The organism is Winogradskyella vincentii (assembly GCF_020166345.1).
Taxonomy (GTDB): domain Bacteria; phylum Bacteroidota; class Bacteroidia; order Flavobacteriales; family Flavobacteriaceae; genus Winogradskyella; species Winogradskyella vincentii.
In genome coordinates this window covers 44,610-69,645 of record NZ_JAIUJS010000003.1, presented here as the reverse complement: position 1 = coordinate 69,645, position 25,036 = coordinate 44,610, and the positions used below count along the sequence as shown (strand labels likewise).

Annotated in this window: 23 protein-coding genes; 15 read left to right on the top strand and 8 right to left on the bottom strand. The window is 32.3% G+C overall.

Going from position 1 to position 25,036, the window contains the following annotated elements; all coding sequences use genetic code 11:
* Position 1 precedes the first annotated feature (1 nt).
* From LBV24_RS06180 to LBV24_RS06165, 4 genes are all read left to right on the top strand, one after another.
* Positions 2-841, top strand: coding sequence for an SMP-30/gluconolactonase/LRE family protein (locus tag LBV24_RS06180; RefSeq protein WP_224477728.1), 840 nt, complete (start codon positions 2-4; stop codon positions 839-841).
* Positions 838-2,085 (top strand): glycosyltransferase family 2 protein, encoded by a 1,248-nt coding sequence (locus tag LBV24_RS06175; RefSeq protein WP_224477727.1) that lies wholly within the window; start codon positions 838-840, stop codon positions 2,083-2,085. Before LBV24_RS06180 ends, LBV24_RS06175 begins: the two co-directional genes overlap by 4 nt.
* Positions 2,086-2,097: 12 nt before the next feature.
* On the top strand, positions 2,098-3,384 hold the full coding sequence (locus LBV24_RS06170) for an ATP-grasp domain-containing protein (protein ID WP_224477726.1): 1,287 nt from the start codon (positions 2,098-2,100) through the stop codon (positions 3,382-3,384).
* Positions 3,385-3,480: 96 nt separating this feature from the next.
* The gene (locus tag LBV24_RS06165) at positions 3,481-4,254 is read left to right on the top strand and encodes an SDR family oxidoreductase (protein WP_224477725.1); all 774 of its coding nucleotides are present in this window, start codon (positions 3,481-3,483) and stop codon (positions 4,252-4,254) included.
* Between the two features lie 7 nt (positions 4,255-4,261).
* Here LBV24_RS06165 and LBV24_RS06160 read toward each other — a convergent pair whose 3' ends face one another.
* Positions 4,262-5,011 carry a DUF6503 family protein gene (locus LBV24_RS06160; RefSeq protein ID WP_224477724.1) on the bottom strand — a complete coding sequence of 250 codons (750 nt, stop codon included), beginning with the start codon at positions 5,009-5,011 and terminating at the stop codon, positions 4,262-4,264.
* A 105-nt stretch (positions 5,012-5,116) separates the two neighbouring features.
* Here LBV24_RS06160 and smpB point away from each other — a divergent pair, with 105 nt between their 5' ends.
* The 4 genes from smpB to LBV24_RS06140 all read left to right on the top strand — a co-directional run bounded on the left by smpB (position 5,117) and on the right by LBV24_RS06140 (position 10,618).
* A complete protein-coding gene (smpB, locus tag LBV24_RS06155) occupies positions 5,117-5,575 on the top strand; it encodes an SsrA-binding protein SmpB (RefSeq protein ID WP_224477723.1) in 459 nt (152 codons plus the stop codon).
* Positions 5,576-5,689: 114 nt separating this feature from the next.
* Positions 5,690-8,152 carry a DUF5686 and carboxypeptidase regulatory-like domain-containing protein gene (locus LBV24_RS06150; protein WP_224477722.1) on the top strand — a complete coding sequence of 821 codons (2,463 nt, stop codon included), beginning with the start codon at positions 5,690-5,692 and terminating at the stop codon, positions 8,150-8,152.
* A 9-nt stretch (positions 8,153-8,161) separates the two neighbouring features.
* Positions 8,162-8,686, top strand: a complete 525-nt coding sequence (locus LBV24_RS06145; RefSeq protein WP_224477721.1) for a hypothetical protein — start codon at positions 8,162-8,164, stop codon at positions 8,684-8,686.
* A 90-nt stretch (positions 8,687-8,776) separates the two neighbouring features.
* A complete protein-coding gene (locus tag LBV24_RS06140) occupies positions 8,777-10,618 on the top strand; it encodes a Xaa-Pro dipeptidyl-peptidase (protein ID WP_224477720.1) in 1,842 nt (613 codons plus the stop codon).
* Here LBV24_RS06140 and LBV24_RS06135 read toward each other — a convergent pair.
* The gene (locus tag LBV24_RS06135) at positions 10,615-11,256 is read right to left on the bottom strand and encodes a protein-L-isoaspartate(D-aspartate) O-methyltransferase (RefSeq protein WP_224477719.1); all 642 of its coding nucleotides are present in this window, start codon (positions 11,254-11,256) and stop codon (positions 10,615-10,617) included. The two genes, LBV24_RS06140 and LBV24_RS06135, sit on opposite strands and share 4 nt — an antisense overlap.
* A 151-nt stretch (positions 11,257-11,407) precedes the next feature.
* Here LBV24_RS06135 and LBV24_RS06130 point away from each other — a divergent pair, with 151 nt between their 5' ends.
* From LBV24_RS06130 to miaA, 7 genes are read left to right on the top strand one after another with little or no spacing between them, the layout of a single operon-like run.
* The gene (locus LBV24_RS06130) at positions 11,408-12,367 is read left to right on the top strand and encodes a Gfo/Idh/MocA family protein (protein WP_224478220.1); all 960 of its coding nucleotides are present in this window, start codon (positions 11,408-11,410) and stop codon (positions 12,365-12,367) included.
* A 26-nt stretch (positions 12,368-12,393) separates the two neighbouring features.
* On the top strand, positions 12,394-13,281 hold the full coding sequence (locus LBV24_RS06125) for a 3-hydroxybutyryl-CoA dehydrogenase (protein WP_224477718.1): 888 nt from the start codon (positions 12,394-12,396) through the stop codon (positions 13,279-13,281).
* 21 nt (positions 13,282-13,302) lie between these two features.
* The gene (locus LBV24_RS06120) at positions 13,303-14,541 is read left to right on the top strand and encodes a DUF1015 domain-containing protein (protein ID WP_224477717.1); all 1,239 of its coding nucleotides are present in this window, start codon (positions 13,303-13,305) and stop codon (positions 14,539-14,541) included.
* A complete protein-coding gene (locus LBV24_RS06115; RefSeq protein ID WP_224477716.1) occupies positions 14,531-15,190 on the top strand; it encodes a YggS family pyridoxal phosphate-dependent enzyme in 660 nt (219 codons plus the stop codon). The genes LBV24_RS06120 and LBV24_RS06115 overlap by 11 nt, the downstream gene beginning before the upstream one ends.
* A 29-nt stretch (positions 15,191-15,219) precedes the next feature.
* Positions 15,220-16,587, top strand: coding sequence for a 3'-5' exonuclease family protein (locus tag LBV24_RS06110; RefSeq protein WP_224478219.1), 1,368 nt, complete (start codon positions 15,220-15,222; stop codon positions 16,585-16,587).
* Between the two features lie 23 nt (positions 16,588-16,610).
* A complete protein-coding gene (locus tag LBV24_RS06105; protein ID WP_224477715.1) occupies positions 16,611-17,441 on the top strand; it encodes an ion transporter in 831 nt (276 codons plus the stop codon).
* Entirely contained in the window at positions 17,434-18,348 is a 915-nt protein-coding gene (gene miaA, locus LBV24_RS06100; RefSeq protein ID WP_224477714.1) for a tRNA (adenosine(37)-N6)-dimethylallyltransferase MiaA, read from the top strand. Before LBV24_RS06105 ends, miaA begins: the two co-directional genes overlap by 8 nt.
* 18 nt (positions 18,349-18,366) lie before the next feature.
* On the opposite strand, the gene LBV24_RS06095 is transcribed toward miaA, so the two are convergent.
* From LBV24_RS06095 to LBV24_RS06070, 6 genes are all read right to left on the bottom strand, one after another.
* Positions 18,367-19,077, bottom strand: a complete 711-nt coding sequence (locus tag LBV24_RS06095; protein ID WP_114301699.1) for a response regulator transcription factor — start codon at positions 19,075-19,077, stop codon at positions 18,367-18,369.
* 9 nt (positions 19,078-19,086) lie between these two features.
* Positions 19,087-20,652, bottom strand: a complete 1,566-nt coding sequence (locus LBV24_RS06090) for a sensor histidine kinase (protein ID WP_224477713.1) — start codon at positions 20,650-20,652, stop codon at positions 19,087-19,089.
* 70 nt (positions 20,653-20,722) lie between these two features.
* Entirely contained in the window at positions 20,723-21,313 is a 591-nt protein-coding gene (gene coaE, locus LBV24_RS06085; RefSeq protein ID WP_224477712.1) for a dephospho-CoA kinase, read from the bottom strand.
* Between the two features lies 1 nt (position 21,314).
* Positions 21,315-22,265: a CdaR family protein gene (locus LBV24_RS06080; RefSeq protein ID WP_224477711.1), complete on the bottom strand. Its 951-nt coding sequence runs from the start codon at positions 22,263-22,265 to the stop codon at positions 21,315-21,317.
* 9 nt (positions 22,266-22,274) lie between these two features.
* Positions 22,275-23,285 carry a glycosyltransferase gene (locus tag LBV24_RS06075; protein WP_224477710.1) on the bottom strand — a complete coding sequence of 337 codons (1,011 nt, stop codon included), beginning with the start codon at positions 23,283-23,285 and terminating at the stop codon, positions 22,275-22,277.
* 29 nt (positions 23,286-23,314) lie between these two features.
* The gene (locus LBV24_RS06070; RefSeq protein WP_224477709.1) at positions 23,315-25,015 is read right to left on the bottom strand and encodes an FG-GAP-like repeat-containing protein; all 1,701 of its coding nucleotides are present in this window, start codon (positions 25,013-25,015) and stop codon (positions 23,315-23,317) included.
* Positions 25,016-25,036: the final 21 nt, after the last annotated feature.

The following is a 25,036-nucleotide window of genomic DNA, read 5'->3' as shown; positions in this document are numbered from 1 at the left end:
CATGGAAACATTGACTTCAACCATAATATATAGCTCAAAAGAGGCGGAATTATTTGAAGGACCAATATTCGATCCTACAAACAAACTATTATATTTTGTTTCAATTTTAGATGGATTAGTGTATTGCTACTCTCCTATTTCAAATGAAATTTTGAGTATAAAATTAGATTCACCAACCAGCAATGTATATCTCACTGAGTCGAAAAAAGTTGTAATAATTGCCTCAAAAAATGGTTTTTTTGAAGCTAACTTCAATTGCCTTGAAACATCCTTTAAATTTCAAATTGATATAGCAGACAATGTAAGATACAACGATGGCATTCAAGATCCAATAGGAAGATTAATTATAGGAACGATGGGATATCCCGATGTGGAAAAAGGTCTTGGCAAAGTATATTCATACCATAATGGGAATTGTAAAATTATTATTGACCACACAACCATTTCAAATGGTTTGGCCTTTTCTCATGATAATAGATTCATGTATTTTATTGATACCCCTACCAAGCAAATCGCAAAATATAAATATGATATAGAAACTGGCAGCGTTAACTTTGTCTCAAATGTAGTTGAGTTTACAGAAAAAGGAAGCCCAGACGGAATGGCTATTGATAAAAATGGAATGCTGTGGGTTGCTGAGTGGGGAGGATCTTGTGTGTCACAATGGAACCCAAATACCGGTAAAAAAATTAACGAAATAAAACTACCACATTCTAATGTGACATCTTGCTGTTTTGATGAAAATGAAAATCTGTTTATTACGGCTGCAAATGACCCTTCTGACAATGAATTAAGAGGAAGTGCCTTATATTATCTTAATCTAAACAAATCTAACCAATGAAACCTACTAAAATAAGTGTAATAGTTCCTGTTTACGGAATAGAAAAGTACTTACCCAAATGTATTGAAAGTATTCTCGATCAATCTTTCAAAGATTTCGAATTAATATTAGTAGATGACGGTAGTCCAGATAAATGCCCGATTATTTGTGACCAATATGCCAAGTTAGATTCAAGAATAGTTGTTGTACATAAAAAAAATGGCGGTCTTTTATCTGCACGTAAAGCTGGTCTTGAAGTAGCTAAGGGAGCGTATATCGCAAATGTTGATGGTGATGATTGGGTGGATAAATATTACTTAGACACTTTATATAAACTAGCTATCACAAATAATGCAGATTTAACTGTTACTGGTCATTTTAGAGAATTTAATGGGAAAATTGAAACTATTAAACCATCAAATCCAGGAGTTTACAATGAAAATCAAATAAAGTCTTCAATTATTCCTGAAGCAATTTTTAATGGTGAGTTTTGTGAGCACGGTATGTCCACTTATGTTTGGAATAAATTATTTAAAAAAGAATTACTTAATCAAGTATTATTTGATGTCCACAATGATATTTTAATGGGTGAGGATGCAGCAATCACTTATTCGTATTTGGCGTTATGTAAAAGCCTAGTGATTAGCAAAATACCGCTCTATTACTATCGACAAAGACATGATTCTATTGTCAAGTCAATAGAAGACCCAAATATGGAATATTATAGATTGGGATTATTAATGAATCATTTAAAAGTTAAATTGTCCGATGTTCTGGATGAAAATTTATTGAATACCCAATTAAATTATTATCTCTATTCTCAACTGTTGGTGAGATCTGGTGGATTGATTCAAATAAATGATACTCCAGAATATTTTAACCCATTTACTGATGTATCAATAGGCTCTAAAATTGTTGTTTACAGTTCAGGTTCATTTGGACAACACATATTATCAACTAATCTTAAAACCAACTATTTCAAAATTGTAAAATGGGTAGATGTGGATTTTCATGATCTAAAAATTGGAAATGCTTCAGTTCAACCTATTAGCTCAGTGAATGAGGAGGATTTTGACTACTTAATTATTGCCACAATTAATCCTTCTACACATCGATTAATTACAAGTGAATTATTGCTTATGGGAATTCATGATGATCATATTGCACATTTTAAAACTGAAGAAAAAATAATAAGCCAACTAATTAAAAATATAGGATTTGATAAAAATTTTCTATTTCAACAAAATATTGAACAACTAAACTAATACCAAACAAATATGTCTAAAAAAATAATAATCCTTGGCGGAAATCCGGAAACAGGTGTCCTTGTTGAAGTAGCAAATAACATGGGTTTACATACAATTGTAATTGATCCCAACCCAAATGCACCAGCCAAGAAATTTGCTAAAGAAACCTATGATATTGATGGGTTTGATATTGACGGAATAGTGAAAGTAGCACAAGATAATGAGGTTGATGGAGTACTTGTTGGTGTGGCAGATATTTTAGTAAAACCGTATAGAGAAATTTGCGAAAAACTAAATTTACCTTGTTATGCAACAGATGGTACCATTGAGGCATTTTGCAGTAAAAGTGGATATAAACGATATTGTGCTGAACATGGAGTACAAGACATACCTGGTATTTACCTTCATAAAGATGAGGAAATAAGAAAACCAACTAACGTAGATTTACCCCTCATGGTAAAACCTGTAGACAGCGGCGGTGGCGTAGGAATGAAAATATGTAGAAACGAAGAAGATTATAGACAGACTGTAACAAATGCTTTAAAATTCTCCAAAAAAGGAATTGTCATGGTAGAAAAATACATGGATTCCAATTGTGATGATATGGCCGTATATTATACTTTTAAAGACGGAGTACCATATTTGTCAGCAACCTACGACAGAATTTTAACAAGAATTCAAGGAGATTCTAGCCCAATTGCATTATCAACAGTTTACCCTTCGAAATACACCAAATCTTTTGTAGAAGAAGTTCATCCAAAAATAAGTGAATTATTTAAAGCGACAGAAGTTCAAAACGGAGTATTAAATGTTCAGTTTTTTGTAGAGGATGGAGTATTCTATAGTTATGATCCTGGGTTCCGTTTGCAGGGTGAGGCACCTCACATACATTTAGCTCATATCAATGGTTTTGACCATAGAAAAACGTTGTTGAATTTTGCATTAACCGGAAAATTTGGCGAAGACAATTTTGCTGAACAAAATGATTATATGTTTCGTGGTAAAAGTGCATGTTCTATTTGGATATTATTAAAAGACGGCAAAATAGAATCTATTAAAGGATTAGATGAAATTAAGAATCATAAAAACGTCAATTTTGTCGTAGAGAGATTTAAGCAAGGTGATACCGTAATGCCTGAATGGGTTGGTACAGAGAGACAGATATTGTACAGAATTTATACAGCTAGTGATTCCATAGAAGAGACTAATCAAACCATTCTTGACATAAAAGAAATTTTAGATGTTAAGGGCGAAGATGGCGAAGATATGATAATAGAATGGACTCCATTATGGAATCCAGAAGATTATCACAACTAAAAAACTAAAGGAAACTCATAAATAATAACCAATCAAAAAAATAATTTTTACAAATACCATTAATGAGAGGTATGTAAATGATTAGATTCTTTTAAAATGAAAAAAAACATATTAGAAACTTTTAGCCTAAAAGGAAAAAAAGCCATCGTAGTTGGTGGTGCTGGAGATCTTGGCATTGCAATGGTTGAAGCAATTTCTGAAGCCGGAGCCCAAACTGTAATTATCGATTATGATAAACGTGCATTTGAATTTAGTAATAAATTTAAGAAAAACGGACTTGACGTTGACGCTATACAAGCCGATGTAAGCATTAAATCTCAAATAGATGACTCTTATGCAAAAGCATTAGAAATATTAGGCGGTAGAGTTGATATCTTAATTAATTCCGCTGGTATTCAAAGGAGATATTCGAGTGAAAATTTTCCAGATGATGAATGGTCCAAAGTTATTGCGATAAATCTAGATGCAACTTTTCATTATTGCAAACTTGCTGGTAATACTATGTTGAAACAAGGTGGTGGTAAAATCATAAATATTGCTTCATTAATGAGCTTTCTAGGAGGTATCACAATTCCTGCTTATGCAGCATCAAAAGGCGGTGTAGGTCAATTAACCAAGGCCTTATCAAATGATTGGGCTTCAAGAGGAATATGTGTCAATGGAATAGCTCCAGGTTATATGGACACACAATTAAATACTGCATTAATTAATGATAAAAAAAGAACTGAAGAGGTATTTATGAGAGTACCAATGAAAAGATGGGGAACTGGTGATGATCTTAAAGGTCTTGCTGTATTTTTATCTTCGTCTGCAAGTGACTATATCACTGGTACAATAATACCTGTAGATGGAGGCTATCTAGGTAGATAACCTAAATTTATAAGTCATTAACGACAATATTCTTAAGCTCAATTTTAGATAGTAAATTGAGCTTATTTTTTTCAAATAACTTACCTAAATCAATAAGTGACATTAAACCATCTGAAGACTTATAATTGTTATAGTCTACAAATCTAATCCCTTCTATAAAACGTTCATTAAAGGCCTCTCTAAAACGCATACCAACACCATCATCTTCATTATATGAATATGCGAGGTATTGCACTTTAAAAGTCTCTTTATCAATCCAATAGATAAAAACATCTTCAAAATCCTCTCCGCCACCTTCTTTATTGAATGTAACTTTAATTTTATAATAGGTTTTGTTTTTTATTTCCTCTTCTCCCAGAAAGAATTTATTAACAGCAGCATCATTTAATCCATATGGTAAAACTGAAAAATAATGTACAGAATTAACCGATGCTCTATATTTAGTAATCATTGAATCAGCAACCACAATAAAATCCTCTCCTACTAAACGCTTAAATTCGTCATTAGTTAAAAAATCTGTTATACTATCGTTATCCTTGAAAAAGCTTCTAGCTAATAAAAAGTTACCTTGTTTTCGTTGTGCAAAATAGAATTTATCTCTAAAATCAAATTTTATCTCTGAACTACCAAACCGTTCACCACCAGACACTTCTATTGATTTATTAACTATTTCATCTGCACTTAAAGATGATTGTTTGTTCTCTTCCTGACAGCCTAGGCATAAAAGGAATAGGCAAAATGTTATAAGGTTTTTCATTACTAAAATTTGTTATGAAGTCGTAAATCTAATCATATGCTTACTAAGATGACTTTGTTCTAATAAACTTTTAACTTTTAACATTAACAACTACCTTTGCAACCCATGCAAAAAACGGTTAACATACTGAATAAAAAGGCTAAATTTCAATATGAGATAGTTGATAGATATACTGCTGGAATTGTATTAACCGGTACTGAGATAAAGTCTATAAGAGCAAGTAAGGCCTCAATTGCTGAGAGCTTTTGTGAATTTAACGATAAAGGTGAGCTTTTTGTAATCAATATGACGATTGAAGAGTATGCATTTGGAAATTACTATAACCACAAACCAAAAGCAGAACGTAAACTGCTGTTAAATAAAAGAGAACTAAAAAAACTCGAAAAGGAAGTTAACGTTAAGGGTATGGCGATTATACCGCTTCGCTTATTCATAAACGAAAAAGGATTAGCTAAACTAGAAATTGCTTTAGCCAAGGGTAAAAAACTTTTTGATAAACGGGAAACAATAAAAGACCGTGACAACAAAAGGAACTTAGATCGCATTAAGAAAAGTTTCCGATAACTTTAAGAAGGCTATAACTTTTACGCGTTGAGAATTAGTCTAAGTTTGAAATAGAATAGATGGTTTATAATTTATTTTAAAATCAACTTATTTAAAGCTAATCAATCAATTTCTATGAATAAAACAGTACTCTGCCTAATTTTCACTTTGTTTAGTTATTTATTGTCTGCCCAAATAAAAGGAACTATTACAGATTCTAATAACAACCCATTACCCTTCGTCAATGTAATAATTGAAAATACCTATACTGGAACAACCACAAATGATGATGGTTATTATGAACTAAATGTAAAGGAAGCTAAAACCTATACAATAGTTTTTACTTATTTAGGATTTAAAACCGTAAAAAAGAAAGTTGCAATTGAGGCATTTCCATTTACAATTGATATCATTTTAGAAGAAGGATCTTTAACACTTGGAGAGGTGGTTGTTGATTCGCAGGAGAATCCGGCTAATTTAATAATGCGAAGAGCAATTGCTAAGCGTAAGGAGAATTTAGAAAAAATCAATTCATATCAAGCAGACTTTTATTCTCGTGGACTTATACGAATAAAAGACGCACCAGAAAAAATATTAGGTCAAGAAGTTGGTGATCTTGGAGGTGGCTTGGATTCTACGAGAAGCGGAATTATTTACCTTTCTGAAACAATATCTAAAATTCAATTTTTAAGACCTGATAAACTAAAAGAAAAAATAACTGCATCTAAAGTAAGTGGCGATAATAGTGGTTTTAGCTTTAACAATGCTATTGATGTAGATTTCAATTTCTATAACAACACAGTAGAATTTGGCAATGAAATCATCTCTCCTATTGCAAATAATGCCTTCAGTTATTATCGCTATAAATTAGAAGGCGTTTTCTATGACGAAAGAGGTAACCTTATAAATAAAATTAATGTTATACCTAAGCGAGAAAACGATCCTATTTTTTCGGGTTCTATTTACATCGTTGAAGACCAATGGACCATCTATGCACTAGAATTGGATATTACTGGAGTACAGGCAAGAATTCCTGCAGTAGATATAATATCCCTTCAACAAAGTTTTTCTTATTCAGAAAAGGAAGATATCTGGGCACTAATTTCCCAAAGTATTGATTTTAAATATAAGTTCTTCGGAATTAAAGGTGATGGAAGATTCACGGCAGTTTATAGCAATTATAAGTTCAATAGTGGTTTAACCTCAAAAGACTTTGGTCCAGAATTAGTTACCTTTGAAGATAAGGCCAATAAAAAAGACTCCCTCTTCTGGAAGCAAATAAGACCAGTACCACTAACATTAGAAGAAAGTACAGATTACACCAGAAAAGATAGTATTCAAGAAGTAAAAGAATCAAGACCCTATTTAGATTCTCTTGACAGAGAAAACAATAGATTTAAACTTAATGATATACTTGGCTATACCTATCAAAATTCTTTTAAAGATTATAGCCTTGGTTTTGATGTTCCACTTGGAGGTGTTCAATTCAATACAGTACAAGGGTATACAGCTAATGCCAATATATTTTATACAAAAAATTACGATGACTTTAAGCGATATTTCAGGGCAAATGTTGGCTTTCAATATGGGTTTTCAGAAAGAAAATTAAGAGGAACAGGTGCTTTGTCCTTTAAGTTTAATGACACTTCAAGAGCTTTTTTAACTTTAACTACTGGTGTGCAGGTGGTACAATATAATGGATCTAATCCCATAAGACCATTCTGGAATTCAGTAGCAACTCTGTTTTTTGAAGAAAATTATATGAAACTGTACGAACGCGGTTTTGTTCAATTAAATTACTCAGAAGAATTATTTAATGGATTTAGGCTTTTTTCAAGTCTTTCTTATGAAAATAGAAGCCCTTTGTTTAATACGACTGATCAAACCTTTTATCCGCAAGACGATAAAGAATATTTAAGCAACAATCCATTAGATCCCATCAATTCTTCTGCTCCATTTGAAGTTCACAATATTATAAAGTTAAATATATCTGGAAGATTTAACTTTGGTCAAAAATATTTGAGTTATCCTGATAGTAAATTCAATGTTTCAACAGACAAATACCCAACCCTAGTTTTAAGTTATGAAAAAGGACTAGGCTCATCCAATAGTGATTATAATTTTGATCAAATTAAAGCAAGGCTTTACCAATCCTTCAATATAGCAGATAAAGGAAGGTTCAATTATAATCTAAGGCTAGGAAAATTCTTTAATGCAGAGAATATTGCTTTTATGGATTATCAGCATTTTAATGGTAATCAAATAAATGTTAGTAGTCGTGGTAATTATACAGATGTTTTTAATAATCTCGGATATTATGATTTAAGTACCAACGATAGTTATTTAGAAATGCATGCCGAACATGACTTTAATGGTTTTATACTCGGTAAATTGCCACTGATCAATAAACTAAATTTCAATCTAATATTAGGTGCACATAACCTAGCAACACCAGACAATAAACCTTATCAAGAATATACTATTGGTATAGACAATATAGGCTGGGGAAAATGGCGATTTCTGCGAGTAGATTATGTACGCTCTTATCAAAGTGGGTTTAAAGGTGATGCCATTTTATTTGGACTAAAATTCTTTTAACTTTACTGCATGAAACGATTCCTTTTACTTTTTGTATTTATTTCATTTGGAATAAATTCACAAGAGACAGAAAAGAAAGACTATTCTTTACAAGTCTCATCCTTAGACAATACAATTGAAACTTTATACTCTGTCATTTCAGGTGATGCTGGTGTTGAAAGAGATTGGGATTTATTCAAGCACTTGTTTTATGAAAATGCCAAACTTATTCCATCCGGCAAAAACAATGAAGGAATGCATATCGCTAGATTTATGTCTCCAGACGATTACATTAATACATCTGGGAAATGGTTGTTTGAAAATGGTTTTTACGAAGTTGAAACAAATAGAATTGTTGAAACATTTGGAAATATTTCTCACGTATTTAGCACCTATGAATCATTTAAGACTAAGAATGACGAAAAACCATTTATGAGAGGCATCAACAGTATTCAATTAATGAACGATGGAGTACGTTGGTGGATTATTAATATCTATTGGATGCAAGAATCTAAGGATAATCCAATTCCTGAGCGTTATTTACCTAAGCAATAATACATAATTACTACCATCTTAAATATCTGTTATAATTTATGTATTCATAACAGAGGGTACTATATTTAACCAACAAAAAAATTCTATCGAATGAAGCTTTCAATAAAAACAAAATCATTTTTAACTCTTGCATTAACCTTTTCAATATTCAGTTGTGCACAACAAACCGAAACTAAGGCAGTACCTATTTTTAAAGATGGTGAAGCCCAAATTGTAGAGGCATTTAGCAATCCTGAGTATTGGGTGAGACATGATCTTTGGGTTGAAACTGAATTTGATACTGATGGCGATGGAGACCCAGATAGAATGCACGTTTCGGTAACAAGGCCAGAACAAACAGATACCGAAGGGCTTAAACTTCCTATTATTTACGTGACTAGTCCTTATTTTGCTGGAGTTGCAGCTGATGCTCCTGGTACAATGTGGAATGTTCAACATGAACTTGGTGAAATTGGAGAAGAACGATTCCATCCTGAGGTTCAACGGAGAGGGAAAAGACCAATAATTTCAAATTCACATATTAGAAAATGGGTTCCAAGAGGTTATATTGTGGTACACTCAAGTTCTCCAGGTACAGGTCTTTCAGATGGAGCACCAACAATTGGAGGAAAGAATGAATCACTTGCTCCCAAAACCGTTATTGATTGGTTATGTGGAAGAGCAAAAGGATATTCAGAAAGAGATGGAAATGAAGAAGTTAAAGCTTATTGGTCAACAGGAAAAGTTGGCATGACTGGAACTTCTTATAACGGTACATTACCTTTAGCAGCTGCGACTACTGGAGTTGAAGGTTTAGAAGTAATAATTCCTATTGCACCAAACACATCTTACTATCACTATTACCGTTCTAACGGACTTGTTAGATCTCCTGGCGGATATTTAGGAGAAGACATTGATGTTTTATATGATTTTGTCCATAGTGGTGATGAAAATCGCAGACCATATAATAACAAAACCATAAGGGATACAGAAATGCGCAATGAAATGGACCGAGAAACAGGAGATTTAAATGATTTTTGGTCTGGTAGAGATTACCTCAACCAAATGGATAAAATGAAAGCTGCCTTATTAATGTCTCACGGATTTAATGACTGGAACGTAATGCCTGAACATAGTTATAGAATCTACAAGGCTGCACGAGAAAAAGGCCTGCCATCACAAATCTATTATCATCAAGTTGGTCACGGTGGACCACCACCAATTTCAATGATGAATAAATGGTTTACAAAATATCTTCATGGTATTGATAATGGTGTTGATAAAGAAGATTACAAGGCATACATAGTTCGTGAATATGATGACAGATTAAAGCCAACACCTTATAAGGATTATCCAAATCCAGATGCCGAATTTGTAAAATTAAATTTAACTGCTGGTGGCAACACGACTGGTAATTTAAACATGGACCAACCCTCGAATAATGTTGAAAAAATAATAGACGATTATAATTTTAGTGGCAAGGATTTAGCAACCGCAGAATCATCAAATAATAGATTATTATACACAACTGCAACATTAACTGAAGATTTACATATTTCTGGAGTTCCAAAAGTTAGTATAACACTTTCTAGCAACAAATCTGTGGCGAATTTATCGGTTTGGTTAGTATCCTTACCTTGGGAAAATGGCAACGATGTAAAAATAACTGATAATATCATTACAAGAGGTTGGGCAGACCCAAGAAACTATAAGTCCATTACTAATGAAGAGGCCTTAGAACCTGGTAAATTTTATACAGTAAATTTTGATTTACAGCCAGATGATCAGGTGATAAGAAAAGGGCAACAAATAGGACTTATGATATTTTCAAGTGATTCAGAATTTACGTTACATCCAAAACCTGGTACAGAATTATCAGTGAAATTAGATGAAACTACTTTGTCTTTACCAATAGTTGGTGGTAAAGATGCATTTATAAAGGCAACAAACTAGTTTTTATCTTCTAGTAGTGGCACAAACCTGAATTCACCAAATTCGTGTTTTTCAAATTCCTTTTCGCCTTTTCTTAAGTATAAAGTCATGGTTTGCACGCTGTCTCCAACAGGGATGACCAGCCTACCTCCTACTTTAAGCTGACTTAAAAGTGGTTTAGGTACAAAGGGTGCACCTGCAGTAACTATAATACTGTCAAATGGTGCCTCATCTGCTAGTCCTTTATAACCGTCGCCAAAAATCAGCTTTTTGGCTCTATACCCTATTTTAGGTAGAAACTTAGAGGTTTTCTTGAATAATTCTTGTTGACGTTCAATACTAAAAACTTTAGCTCCAAGTTCAACCAGTACTGCACATTGGTAACCACTTCCTGTACCAATTTCCAATACCTTATCACCTGGTTTAACTTGCATTAATTCCGTTTGAAAAGCCACAGTATAGGGTTGTGAAATCGTTTGATCGGCAGCTATTGGGAATGCCTTGTCTACATAAGCGTGGTCAATAAATCCAGAATCCATAAATAGGTGCCTGGGGATTTTGCCTATGGCACCTAAAACTCGTTCGTCTTTTATGCCTTTCTTTTTAATTGTATCAACTAATTGTTGACGCATTCCTTTATGTTTAAACGTGTCCTTCAAATCAAAATTATTTTATCCCAAAATTACTAGAATCTAAAGCAAGTTCAAAGCATGTTTAAAAAGATTATTTTATTGCTATTATCTCAGTTTTTTAGGTTTTCTTTTTTAAATTTTTCATCCAAAACGATTATTTTTGTTAAAAACTAAAAATATGCTAAAAGCTGGTGTTCTCGGTGCTGGTCACCTTGGTAAAATTCATCTTAGACTTCTCAATGAATCTCAGAAATATGAGCTAGTTGGTTTTTACGATGCTGACCCTGAAAATGCGCAAAGAGTTACAGACGAATTTGGGTATAAATATTTTGATACTATTGAAGCATTAATTGATGCTGTTGATGTCGTAGATATCGTTACACCTACTCTTTCACATTATGATTGTGCAAAACAAGCTATCAAAAAAGGCAAGCATATTTTTATTGAAAAACCAATTACAAACACAGTTGAAGAAGCTGAAGCTATAAGAACTTTGGTAGGAGAACATGGTGTTAAAGGACAGGTTGGCCATGTAGAGCGTTTTAACCCAGCATTTATTGGTGTTAGAGATCAAATACAAAACCCAATGTTTATTGAAACGCATAGATTAGCTGAATTTAATCCACGTGGTACAGACGTACCTGTTGTTTTAGATTTAATGATTCATGACATAGATATTATTTTAAGTGTTGTGAATTCACCCGTAAAACATATCTCAGCTAGTGGTGTTTCAGTAGTCAGTGAAACACCAGATATTGCAAATGCAAGGATAGAGTTTAAAAATGGATGTGTTGCCAATCTAACGGCAAGTCGTATTTCATTAAAAAATATGCGTAAGTCACGTTTTTTCCAGAAAGATGCTTATATATCAGTTGATTTTTTAGAAAAAAAATGTGAGGTGGTTAAAATGAAAGACGCACCAGAAAATCCTGGTGATTTTGATATGATACTACAAAATGCAGAAGGTGTTAAAAAACAAATCTATTTTGATAACCCATCTATTGAAAATAATAATGCCATTTTAGATGAGCTAGAAACCTTCGCAGATGCTATTAACAATAATACCAAGCCAATCGTAACTTTACATGATGGCACAGAAGCGTTGCGAGTTGCAACCATGATTATCAATCAGTTTTAAAGTAAACTATTTAAAATTAGAAAAGAATGAAAAATGTAGCAGTTATTGGTGCAGGTACAATGGGTAATGGAATAGCCCATACATTCGCACAATCTGGATTTAAAGTACAATTAATAGATATTAATGAGGCCTCGTTAAAAAAAGGTATGGAAACCATTTCTAAAAATTTAGATAGAATGGTAGTTAAGGAAAAAATTAGTGAGGCTAATAAATCAGATACTTTAGGCAACATTACAACATTTACAGACATTTCAAAGGGAGTCGAAAATGTAGGACTTGTTGTTGAAGCTGCAACTGAAAACGTCGATCTTAAACTTAAAATTTTCAATCAGTTGGATGACTTGTGCCAGGAAGAAACCATATTGGCAACAAATACCTCATCTATCTCAATTACTCAAATAGCGGCTGTGACATCAAGGCCTGATAAGGTAATTGGTATGCATTTTATGAACCCAGTACCAATTATGAAACTGGTAGAAATCATAAGAGGCTATAGCACAAGTGATGAGGCTACCAATACCATAATGGAACTATCTAAAACTTTAGGGAAAATACCCACGGAAGTAAATGATTATCCAGGCTTTGTTGCAAACCGTATATTGATGCCAATGATCAACGAATCTATTGAGACCTTGTATAATGGTGTGGCAGGTGTGAGTGAAATTGACACAGTAATGAAACTAGGAATGGCTCATCCAATGGGTCCTTTGCAATTGGCAGATTTTATAGGATTAGATGTTTGTCTATCAATTTTAAATGTAATGTACGATGGTTTTAAAAATCCAAAGTATGCACCATGTCCATTATTAGTAAATATGGTAAGAGCTGGTAAATTAGGTGTGAAATCTGGAGAAGGATTTTATGACTATTCTCAAACTAGAAAGGCAGAAAAAGTTGCTAGTCAATTTGCATAATACTGGAATCAAAAATAAAAAATGGCAAAAGTAATTCCGTTTAAAGCTGTAAAACCAACAAGAGCAATTGTTGGGCTAGTTGCTTCGCGACCTTACCAAAGTTATACTATTAATGAGCGTGAATCTCGTATGGATTATAATCCTTATAGTTTTTTACATATCGTAAATCCAGGTTATAAATACGATCAGGTTATTACTGGTACAGAACGTTACCAACTTGTTAGAAACAGGTATCTCGAATTTAAGGAAGATGGAATTTTCAATAAGGACGAAAAACCTGTCTACTACGCTTATAGAATTGTAAATAGACATAAGCAAGAATTTAACGGAATAATAGCAGCTACTAGTGCCGAGGATTACGAAAATGATGTAATTAAAAAGCACGAGGATACCATTGCAAAAAGAGAGGAAATTTTTAAAAATTATCTGCAAACTGTTGGCTTTAATGCTGAACCTGTTTTGCTAACATATCCTGATAATGAAATAATTGCAGAAATTATCAAGGATGCTCAAAAGAAACATGCAGAATTTGAGTTCACCATGACGTATAGAGACACCCATTATCTCTGGAAAATTGATGACGAAGAGCAAATAGAAACTCTTAAAAAAGAGTTTGAGAAAATTAATACTATCTATATCGCAGACGGACACCATAGATCAGCATCATCATATTTACTCTTTAAAGATGAAAAAGAGAACAATCCAAAACATAAAGGTGATGAATCATATAACTTCTTTATGTCATACCTGATACCAGAATCAGATTTGGTGATTCAAGAATTTAATAGGCTAGTTAAAGATTTAAATGGCCTCACTAAAGAAGAGTTTTTAATTAAACTTGATGCGATGTATAGGATTGAAAATAGAGGTGCTATACCATATGCACCTTCTAGACCTCATCATTTCAGCATGTATTTAGATGGTGAATTTTATTCGCTTTATTTACGCAAAGCAAATTTCGATTTTAAAACCGCGTTAGATCGACTGGATGCGCAGTTATTATATAAAACAATTCTTCAACCCATATTAGGAATTGATGACCTTAGAAATGACAATAGAATTGAATATCAACATGGTAGACACGAAATGATAACTATTAAATCTAGTGTTGACAGTGGAGAATTTAGAGTTGGTTTTGGAATGTGTCCTGCTACAGTAAAACAGATGAAACAAATTGCAGATGAAGGCCTTACTATGCCTCCTAAAAGTACTTATATATTACCAAAACTAAGAAGCGGTATTACGATTTATGAGTATTAAAAATAACTTACAAAGTATCAAGTCAACGCTTCCTGAAGATGTTACCTTGGTTGCAGTTTCTAAAACTAAACCAGTTAGTGAATTAATGCAAGCTTACGATGCTGGCCAGAGAATCTTCGGAGAAAATAAAATCCAGGAAATGGTTGAAAAACATGATGTTATGCCTAAGGATATTAAATGGCATATGATAGGTCATGTTCAGAGAAATAAGGTTAAATATATGGCTCCATTTGTAAGTATGATACATGCAGTGGACAGTATAAGATTAATGGAAGAGATCAATAAACAAGCAATGAAACATAATCGTGTAATAGATTGTCTGCTACAAATAAAAATTGCTAAGGAAGATTCAAAATTTGGAATGAGTAAAAGCGATGCGCAATCTTTACTTAATTCAAAATCTTACGCAGAATGTACCAATGTTAACATCGTTGGTCTCATGGGCATGGCAACTTTTACAGATAATAAAGACCAGATTAAATCTGAATTTGACTACTTGAAAAGCTGTTACGATGAATTAAAATCTACTAATCCAATTTTTAATACCCTTTCTATGGGTATGAGTGGTGATTATAATCTTGCTATAGACTGTGGTAGCAATATGATTAGGGTTGGAAGTAGTATATTTGGTTCTAGAAATTACAATTAAACGTAATTAACTCACATTAATATTTTCAGATTTACGCAATCCTAGACATAGAGACTACTGGTGGCAAATACAACGAAGAAGGTATTACTGAAATCGCTGTGTATAAATATGACGGTCATGAAATTGTAGACCAATTTATTTCTCTGGTTAATCCTGAAAGAGAAATTCAACCATTCGTAGTTAATCTCACAGGCATTAATTCTAAAATGCTTAGAAATGCTCCAAAGTTTTATGAAGTTGCAAAACGTATTGTTGAAATTACCGAAAATTGTGTATTAGTAGCACATAACTCAGATTTTGATTATCGAATTCTAAAAACAGAATTTAATAGACTCGGTTTTAAATACAAACGAAAGTCGCTTTGTACAGTAGAGTTGTCTAAGCAGTTAATTCCAGATATGGAATCTTATAGCCTTGGCAAATTAGCTAGAGCTCTCGGAATACCTATGAGTGACAGGCATAGAGCAAGTGGTGATGCACAGGCCACTTTAAAGTTGTTCAAAATGCTCTTGAATAAAGACTCAAGTAAAAAAATTATTAAAGACAATATTAAGGTTGAACAGAGGTCTAAGTTAGCATCCAATTTACGTGACATTATAGAAGAATTGCCAACAGAGACTGGTGTATACTATATTCATAATTCTGAAGGAAATATCATTTATATAGGTAAAAGCAACAATATTAAAAAACGCATAACTCAACATTTTACTAATAAGAACACCAAATCAAAAAAGATTCAGCTTCAAGTTTCGTCAGTTTCATATGAGAGAACAGGGAGCGAATTAGTGGCACTTCTAAAGGAGAGTGAAGAAATTAAGACTAATAAACCCATTCTAAATAGAGCATTGAAGAGAAACAAATTCTCTCAAGGATTATACAGTTTTATAGACGATAAAGGCTACGTAAATTTAAGAATAGGCCAGATTAAGCAAAATGAAAAGCCAATTACCACCTTTACTAATAGACAAAGTGGTGTATCATTTATGAACAGGATGATTGAAAAGTTTGAGTTATGCGAAAAACTTACTGGATTAGAGAAATCTGAGACAAGCTGTTTTAGATATGAAATAAAGGAATGCTTTGGAGCATGCATAAATGAAGAAGATATAGAAGCTTACAATAAACGAGCTAATGCTGTTATTGATCAGAATAGTTATGATAATAAAGACATGTTGTTAATAGATCGTGGCAGATATATAGATGAAAAGAGTGTTGTATTAATAGAAGATGGTATATTTAGAGGTATCGGATTCTTTAATTTGAATCATCAAATAAATAATCGTGAAATTTTATCTTCTTTAATAACACCAATGCAAAATAATCGTGATACCCAACACATTATTCAGAGTTATATGCGAAGAAATAAAAGGTTGAAAATTGTTGAATTACCAAAATAAATTGGTTTTCGTAGATTTGATAAATGGAACCAACAAAAAAACATAGCTGGCGAGCAAAACTTCATGAGATAATTTATGAGGCAGATACTCCTGTAGGTAAATTGTTTGATGTCATTTTATTAATTGCAATATTGGCCAGTATTGTCCTAGTAATGCTAGAAAGTGTTGAATCTATTGACAATAAATATCATGGTCTTTTAGATATTTCAGAATGGATAATAACCATTCTATTCTCAATAGAATATATAGCTAGAATAGTTGTTGTAAAAAAACCCATAAAGTATATAACAAGTTTTTATGGTATTATAGACTTGCTTTCTACAATTCCAAAATACCTATCCTTATTATTAGTAGGTTCTCACTCTCTAGTAGCATTTAGAGCACTACGCCTGTTGAGAGTATTCAGAATTTTAAAGCTTACACGCTATATAGGTGAATCAACCAATTTTGTTAGAGCCCTTAAAACAAGCAGAGCTAAAATTGCGGTTTTTTTATCTTTTGTATTAATACTATGTATTATTCTTGGTACCGTAATGTACTTGGTAGAAAGCAAAGAAAGTGGTTTTACTAGTATACCAAGAAGTGTTTACTGGGCAATTGTAACATTGACTACTGTTGGTTATGGAGACATCGCACCAATTACACCATTAGGTCAATTCATTGCCTCCATAATAATGATCATGGGTTATGGTATAATCGCAGTACCTACTGGTATTGTTTCTTCAGAAATGACTAGAATAAATAAAAAAGATGTGCACACTAACACACAATCTTGCCCTAATTGTTTGGATAGCAGTCATCAAGATGGTTCGCATTTTTGCCATAAATGTGGACATGAATTAAATCATGACTAAGACTTTAATTTCCATTATAGGTCCTACAGCAATTGGCAAAACTTCATTAAGTGTTTTAATCGCCAAACATTTTAATACTGAAATAATATCTGCCGATTCAAGACAGTTTTATAAAGAGATGAATATTGGAACGGCCGTGCCTTCTGAAGACGAATTAAACTCTGCACCACATCATTTTATTCAACATAAATCAATAAAAGAGAAATATTCTGTAGGTGATTTTGAAAAGGATGCTATTGAAACTATTAATCGCATCCATAAATCTAATCCGGTTGTAGTTATGGTTGGTGGATCAGGTTTATATATAGATGCAGCGACAAAGGGATTAGACGACTTTCCAAATGTTGATGCTTCAATTAGGGAAAACTTAAATCAACAGTTAAAAAATAAAGGACTAGAGTCTTTACAAAATCAATTAAAGGAACTGGATGGAAGATCATATGATAACATAACTATAGATAACCCTCACCGAGTAATAAGAGCTTTAGAAATTTGTATTGGTACTGGGAAACCTTTTAGTTCCTTTCTTACCAATAAAGGTAAAGTACGAGAATTTAAGACTATTATAATCGGCCTTGATGCAGAAAGGGAACTAATCTATAATAGAATCAATCAACGAGTCGATATAATGATTGATAATGGGCTTATTAACGAAGCTAAAGGATTATATCAATATAGAGATTTAAATGCTTTAAATACAGTAGGCTACAAAGAATTATTTGAATTTTTTGACGGTAATATAAGCTTGGATATTGCAATATCAGAAATTAAGAAAAATACAAGAAGATTCGCAAAACGCCAACTCACGTGGTTTAGAAAAAATAAGGAAATCAATTGGTTTGATTATACAACCAATACAAATGAAATTATTGATTTTTTAGAAAACGAAATAAAAAAAACCAGCTAAAAGCTGGTTTCTAATTTTCTAATCGTTGTTGTTTATCACAAGTCTAAATCCTTCTCCATGAATATTGAGAATTTCTACGTTAGGATCTGGCTTTAAATATTTACGCAACTTTGCGATGTAAACATCCATACTTCTTGATGTAAAGTAGTTATCATCTCTCCATATCTTAGTTAATGCAAGCTCTCTTGGCATTAGATCATTTTCATGCAATGCTAACAAACGCAATAATTCATTTTCTTTTGGTGATAATTTTGCAGGCTCTCCTCCATCAAACTTTAGGAAACGTAATTTTGAATTTAAATCAAACCTTCCAATTTTAAATTCAAATTGCTTACTATCTGCAACTGTATCTGTAGCCTTACGTTGCATGATAGCCTTAATTTTCATTAACAGTACTTCACTGTCAAAAGGTTTATTTAAATAATCATCAGCACCCACCTTGTAGCCTTTTAATACATCTTCTTTCATTGCTTTAGCAGTTAAGAAGATAATTGGCACATCTGTATTTTTTTCTCTGATTTCCTTAGCAAGCGTAAAGCCGTCTTTATATGGCATCATTACGTCCAGGATACAAAGATCGTAATCGTCTTTTTTGAACTTCTCAAAACCTTCCATTCCATTTTTAGCATGGACAACGTCGTAATCGTTCATCATTAAATAATCTTTTAAAACAGTTCCAAAATTTGGATCGTCTTCTACTAATAGAATTTTCTTGTTTTGTTCTTCCATGATTCTTTTTTATGATATTAATGGTAGTCTTATAATAAAGGTACTACCTTTTCCTTTTTCGCTTTCAACTGATATATGACCTTGATGATCATCTACTATTTTTTTAACATAGGCTAAACCTAACCCGTGTCCTTTTACATTATGCACATTTCCTGTATGTTCTCTATAAAATTTTTCGAAAACACGTTTGGCAACTTGCTTTGACATTCCGTTACCTTGATCTGCAATTTTGAGTACAATATTGTTACCAATATTTTCAGTATACACATCTATTTTTGGTGCATCATCTGAATACTTTATTGCATTATCTAATATATTAACGATAACATTTGTAAAATGTGTTTCATTCGCCAATATTGATGACTTAACAGCTTTAAAATGCGTATTTACATATCCTTTTCTGTCTTCCACAATTAACTCAACATGCGTTATGGCATCTTCAACCAATTCATGAAGTTTCAACCGATCCTTACTTATATTTAACTCATTCTTATCAAGTTTAGAGATACGCAATACATTTTCAACTTGTGCATGCATACGCTTATTTTCATCCCTAATCATCTTAAGATAACGTTTTACTTTATCTTCATCACTAATAATCTTAGGATTTTTTATTGAGTCGAGCGCCAAATTAATAGTTGCAATAGGAGTTTTAAACTCATGCGTCATATTATTGATAAAATCTGTCTTTATCTGTGATATTTGCCTTTGTCTAATTAATTGATAAATAGCACTAGAATATGCTAGTATAATCACACTTGTAAATATTACTGATAAAACAATCATCCACATTATTGAAGACAACAAATACTTTCGCCTATCTGGGAAATCAACCCATAGCTTATAACTGCTTTCGTTATTGTTATCTAAAAAAATATAAACACCATAGGCATTTTCCTTTTCAAAATTCTCAGTTTGAACCTTTGTAGCAAGGTCATCATCATAGATTGCAAACTCAAAATCCAGGTTTACGCCTTCATCCTTTAATTCTCTATTCAATAAGGTTTCAACTTGTAAAGCTGTTACACGTTTATAAATTGGAATATCCTTAAGCATATCCTTAAATGTATCTTCATACATCTGCCTGTCTAATGCAGGCATTGAAGAATATTGAATAAGACGTTCACTAGGTGCAATTACATTTTTACCATCAATCTGAGAATTATTATATATCTCAGTAACACGCTCATTAGAACGTTTGCTAATCGCAAAACTGTCAGCATCAATTTCAAAGAACAATGAGGGCACTTTAAAACGCTCCTCCAAAACCGTATTACGGTGAACTATGGTTTTGTCGTTAATGTCGTCTTCAGTGGTTATAAATAAACGCTTAATAACCGTTGAATCGGGTCTTTCATTTTTACTTAAGAATGGTTGAAGTTTTATAAGTGAGTTTCTAAGTTCCATCTCTTCAATGTCTCTAGAAACAAAACTTAAAGCTCGTTTTACACTAAGTGTAAAATTCTTCTCCTCATTCTGTAAACTATTGTTTATAAAAAATGATTGCACAAAAATGATACCAATAAGTGATAGACTCATTAATACCACTAAAAAGACGAATAGCTTCTTACCCATCGGTCAAATTTAACATTTTAACATTTAGCGCAAATTAGGTTTAACCTTACATTAACAAAAGGCAAGTAACCTATTCTGCTGTGATTTTAAGAAGCTTAGTGTGAATCTGCAACGCTTGTTTCTTTGCTTGGTCTAAATCGTTATTTGAAATTACGAAGTCTGAAAGCTCCTTTTTTTGAGAATCAGTCCATTGATTATTGATAATAGCTTTGATTTTTTCTTGTGTAGTATCGTCTCTATCTAAAATTCTTTCAATCCTCAAATTTTCGTCAGCTACAACCGTAATGATATAATCGTAATTAGATTGTAAATTATTTTCAAAGATGATTGCTGCTTCCTTTAAAATATATGGTGCATCTTGTTTTTTTAACCATCGCTTAAAGTGTGAAGCTACTTTTGGATGAACAATTGCATTCATCTGATTTAGCAATGACTTATCATTAAAAATCATTTTTGCTAAAAAGGGTCTATTTAATTTACCGTCTACATAAGCCTTATCACCAAAAAGTTGAATTAATTTTCGCTTAATAACTTTTGATCTATTCATTAGTGCTTTGGCTTCCTTATCTGCGACATATAAAGGAATACCAAATGATTTTATATAATTTGCTATTGTAGTTTTGCCACTACCTATACCTCCAGTAATACCAACTACTACCATATTATAATTTAATAAAATCTACACGTTTTTGTTTAATACCAGCTCTTTTAACAAAATCTGGTTTTACTACAATCTTTGGGATCATAAATTGCTGGCCATCATTAACTTCATTAAAATCGCACTCAACTTTAAAGTTAGATTCATTTATAGATTTAAAACGATTCAAATCTATGTAATAGGATACTGTAACGGTTTTAGGGAAATAATTAATGTTAATATCATTTGGAGCATTTTTAATTACTACAGGAACTTCGATTGCACCTTCTGTAAAACGTTCAACATCGCCAGTAACCGTAACTGATTCAGGAACCACTTGTACATCCTTTAGTTGTGAAATATCCAAATTTAACACCTCATTAATATCCATTTTAATATCAGCAAGTGCAAGTAATTCAGTATTTATTGAATTAATGTTTTCAATGCTAGACATTGGCCCAACTAACTTTACACTATCAATATCCATGTTTAATTCTCCAAGTAGATCAAAACCTAAGGCATACTTAAAATCCTTATTTATTACAACATCTACATATTTCGTAGCCATCTCTGAATATCTCAAAATCAAAGAGTCTGGTTTCAGGGTCAATAATTTATAAGGACTGCCCAGCTCGTCTTCAATTCTATACTTTTGCCGTTGTACCTCAAAAACAAATTCATTGTCTCTTATAACTACATCTTTCTTTGCATCAATCATGATTGTTTTTGAATCTTGAAATAAATATGGTAATAAGGTAAATCCTTTTGCCTCTACAAAAGCGGTAATTTTATTTAAAGAGTCATACTCAATAACAATCTCTTCATCTAAATTAAACAGTTCAACTTTAAGTGCAATATTTTGCTTATAGTCATTGGAAAGTTTAGAAAATATCAGAAACAAAAAAGCCAATGCAAAAAATATACTAAACCTTTTTACATCTTTCTTTCTTAAATAATTTGAAATTTTCTTCTTCATTAATAAAATCTATTCTTTAAAAAATAATTGAGGAAACACTTTATTTGGCTCCCTTTTTAATAAACCAACCAGTAAACTAGATTTTAAAAATCCATATCCATATCCGAAAAACTGTATAAGAATTGCCAATATAGATTGCATAGCTACAATAATATTTTTATTTGCAATAAATGATATTATTAATGCCACTGTAAAATAAACAACATATAGATATAAAGGCCATGTTACAACTTTAAATACCAACAATAATATTGACGTTAACAAACCTATGCTGAAAAGTGTCGGAAACCAATATACTAAACTTCTTGATTCCGGATGCCACTTATTGAGGATAGGCCTTACCATACCAAATTTTTTGACTTGTGTATAAAATTTAGACCATGAAATGCGTCTTTTATGGAAAACTACAGCATTTGGTATTAAAACTGTTTTATATCCTAATTTTAATAATCTCAAGGACAAATCCGGATCTTCTCCTGGGTGAATATTCCCAAATCCGTGTGTATCTACAAACGCTCGCTTAGATAGTCCCATATTAAAGCTTCGAGGTTGAAACTTATTGACTTGCTTCTTTCCACCTCTTATTCCGCCAGTTGTGATAACCGATGTCATGGCAAAACTTATGGCCTTCTGTAAATTAGAAAATAATGTATGGGAAGCATCTGGCCCACCAAAGCAGTCGTAATAAGTCTTGTTAAGAAAAGTGGTCACTTCTATTAAGTAGTTACTTGGTAACAATATATCTGAATCTAATATTATAAAGTAATTTCCTTTGGCTCTATTCATTCCGTAATTGCGGGAATTACCTGGGCCCGTATTTTCTTTAAAGTAATACGAAATGTTTAAATCAGTTTTAAATTCTTCTACAATATGTTCTGATGATTGAGTGGAACCATCTTCTACAATTACAATTTCATATTGGAAGTTGCCCTTAAGACTTAAAAAACTATCTAGTAATTCTTTTACTTCTTGAGGCCTATTAAATACAGGTATGACAAATGAAAATGACAAGTCCTTCATACCCTACAAAGGTAATTAAACCGTTAAGTTTATTTTTTAATAAACTTCATTATTTCTTGTGAAGAATTTGAAGATAGTCTCAAAAAATATATCCCAGGTTTTAAGCTAGTAACATCCAATGAAATTTCATTTTTATACACATGTGTTGAAATATTAACCTCACCAAGTAAGTTATAAACCATAACTTCTTCAATATGGAGAGAAGATTCAATATTAAGGATTTCAGTAGTTGGAATTGGAAATAATTTGATTTTACTGGTATTTGACTCTTCTATTGATAATGAAGATCCCTCAACTATTTTTAGATTCTGATTTGGAGATACATTATAAAAAATATCCTCAGTACCACTCAACCAATTCACTTTAACATAGTCAATTACAGTGGCGTCTCCAATTCCAAATATCTCACTGGCAGAATTCTGGGAGAGATAGCCTTCACCATTTAATGTATATCTATATTGTTTTTCACCATTAACCGAAATTTCAATCATAGAACCAATACCATTTCTATTGCTTATTGTCCCTTCTAATTTCACTTTTAACCAATTGTTAGTATTATTAGAGTTATTCTTCCAAAGGAAAATATTATCATGGTTAATGTTATTCACTAAAATTTCTGGGTAACCATCATTGTCAATATCACCAATAGCATTAGAATAGCTAATTGCATAATCATCAGGAATTGCTTCATTTTCCAGTATAAACTCGTCATTGTTATTTGTGAAAAGTGCAGATGATAAATATCCCGATACCGTACCATCATGTTCAGCGCTTACATATATATCTAAATCTCCATCATTTTCGGCATCTAAAAATACAGAGCCCCAAGCAACACTATTCATTACAGTATTTGACGACAGTGTTACATCACTAAAGGTGCCATTGCCGTTATTCTTTAACAAAACATTTCCAACAACATCATTAGTCACATAAATATCTAACCAACTATCTGAATTATAATCACCTATGGTAACAGACATTGCATCAATGGCAATGTCAGTACCTGTCTCAAATCCAACTTCAGTAAATGTACCATCACCATTATTCTTGTACATGGAATTTGGATACTCAACTTTGTCATTAGCAACATAGATATCCTGAAACCCGTCTTTGTTATAATCGATAAACGCCGAGCAAAAAGATAAGGTACCTGTTGTAATAAGATCGGCTTCTGTATTAACTAGTGAAAACGTATTATTTCCATTGTTTTTGTAAAGAACATTTGGAATTGTTGTATCTCTATTAGATAAAAATACATCTAAGAATCCATCATTATTATAATCTCCCCAAGATGCTCCATAGGTGACTAACACTTCGCTTAACATTCCAGAAGAAGTAGTAATGTCTTGAAGTATCATATTACCTAAGTTTTCATATAACCTATTAATACTCGTGTCACTTGTGACAAATAGATCATTATCGCCATCATTATCAATATCAACCCAATTCACTTGTTTATTTCGCCAATTGTTATTTGTAATATTTAAAGTTTGCTCTACAAAGTTTCCATTGATATTTTTATAAAACCTTATTGGATCACCATCTGCTGTCGCCACAGTCAAATCATCCCAGCCATCATTATCATAATCAAAGAACGAAACTCCATTACCAAATAGAGTATTACCACAAATGATTTCAACACCTAAGGCTTCCGCTTCATTGTCAAACGCAATCTGTGCAACGCTTAAGTTGATTGATAAAAGGTATAAAATCAATTGGTAAAACTTCACAATTAGGGTTACTTGATAATT

Coding starts and splice junctions, on each gene's coding strand:
- LBV24_RS06075 (WP_224477710.1), bottom strand. CDS start 23,285: ATGAAGGACTTGTCATTTTCATTTGTCATACCTGTATTTAATAGGCCT.
- coaE (WP_224477712.1), bottom strand. CDS start 21,313: ATGGTAGTAGTTGGTATTACTGGAGGTATAGGTAGTGGCAAAACTACA.
- LBV24_RS06175 (WP_224477727.1), top strand. CDS start 838: ATGAAACCTACTAAAATAAGTGTAATAGTTCCTGTTTACGGAATAGAA.
- LBV24_RS06170 (WP_224477726.1), top strand. CDS start 2,098: ATGTCTAAAAAAATAATAATCCTTGGCGGAAATCCGGAAACAGGTGTC.
- LBV24_RS06115 (WP_224477716.1), top strand. CDS start 14,531: ATGAGTATTAAAAATAACTTACAAAGTATCAAGTCAACGCTTCCTGAA.
- LBV24_RS06180 (WP_224477728.1), top strand. CDS start 2: ATGGAAACATTGACTTCAACCATAATATATAGCTCAAAAGAGGCGGAA.
- LBV24_RS06125 (WP_224477718.1), top strand. CDS start 12,394: ATGAAAAATGTAGCAGTTATTGGTGCAGGTACAATGGGTAATGGAATA.
- LBV24_RS06120 (WP_224477717.1), top strand. CDS start 13,303: ATGGCAAAAGTAATTCCGTTTAAAGCTGTAAAACCAACAAGAGCAATT.
- LBV24_RS06080 (WP_224477711.1), bottom strand. CDS start 22,265: ATGAAGAAGAAAATTTCAAATTATTTAAGAAAGAAAGATGTAAAAAGG.
- LBV24_RS06145 (WP_224477721.1), top strand. CDS start 8,162: ATGAAACGATTCCTTTTACTTTTTGTATTTATTTCATTTGGAATAAAT.
- LBV24_RS06105 (WP_224477715.1), top strand. CDS start 16,611: ATGGAACCAACAAAAAAACATAGCTGGCGAGCAAAACTTCATGAGATA.
- LBV24_RS06090 (WP_224477713.1), bottom strand. CDS start 20,652: ATGGGTAAGAAGCTATTCGTCTTTTTAGTGGTATTAATGAGTCTATCA.
- LBV24_RS06160 (WP_224477724.1), bottom strand. CDS start 5,011: ATGAAAAACCTTATAACATTTTGCCTATTCCTTTTATGCCTAGGCTGT.
- LBV24_RS06165 (WP_224477725.1), top strand. CDS start 3,481: ATGAAAAAAAACATATTAGAAACTTTTAGCCTAAAAGGAAAAAAAGCC.
- LBV24_RS06095 (WP_114301699.1), bottom strand. CDS start 19,077: ATGGAAGAACAAAACAAGAAAATTCTATTAGTAGAAGACGATCCAAAT.
- LBV24_RS06130 (WP_224478220.1), top strand. CDS start 11,408: ATGCTAAAAGCTGGTGTTCTCGGTGCTGGTCACCTTGGTAAAATTCAT.
- LBV24_RS06150 (WP_224477722.1), top strand. CDS start 5,690: ATGAATAAAACAGTACTCTGCCTAATTTTCACTTTGTTTAGTTATTTA.
- smpB (WP_224477723.1), top strand. CDS start 5,117: ATGCAAAAAACGGTTAACATACTGAATAAAAAGGCTAAATTTCAATAT.
- LBV24_RS06140 (WP_224477720.1), top strand. CDS start 8,777: ATGAAGCTTTCAATAAAAACAAAATCATTTTTAACTCTTGCATTAACC.
- miaA (WP_224477714.1), top strand. CDS start 17,434: ATGACTAAGACTTTAATTTCCATTATAGGTCCTACAGCAATTGGCAAA.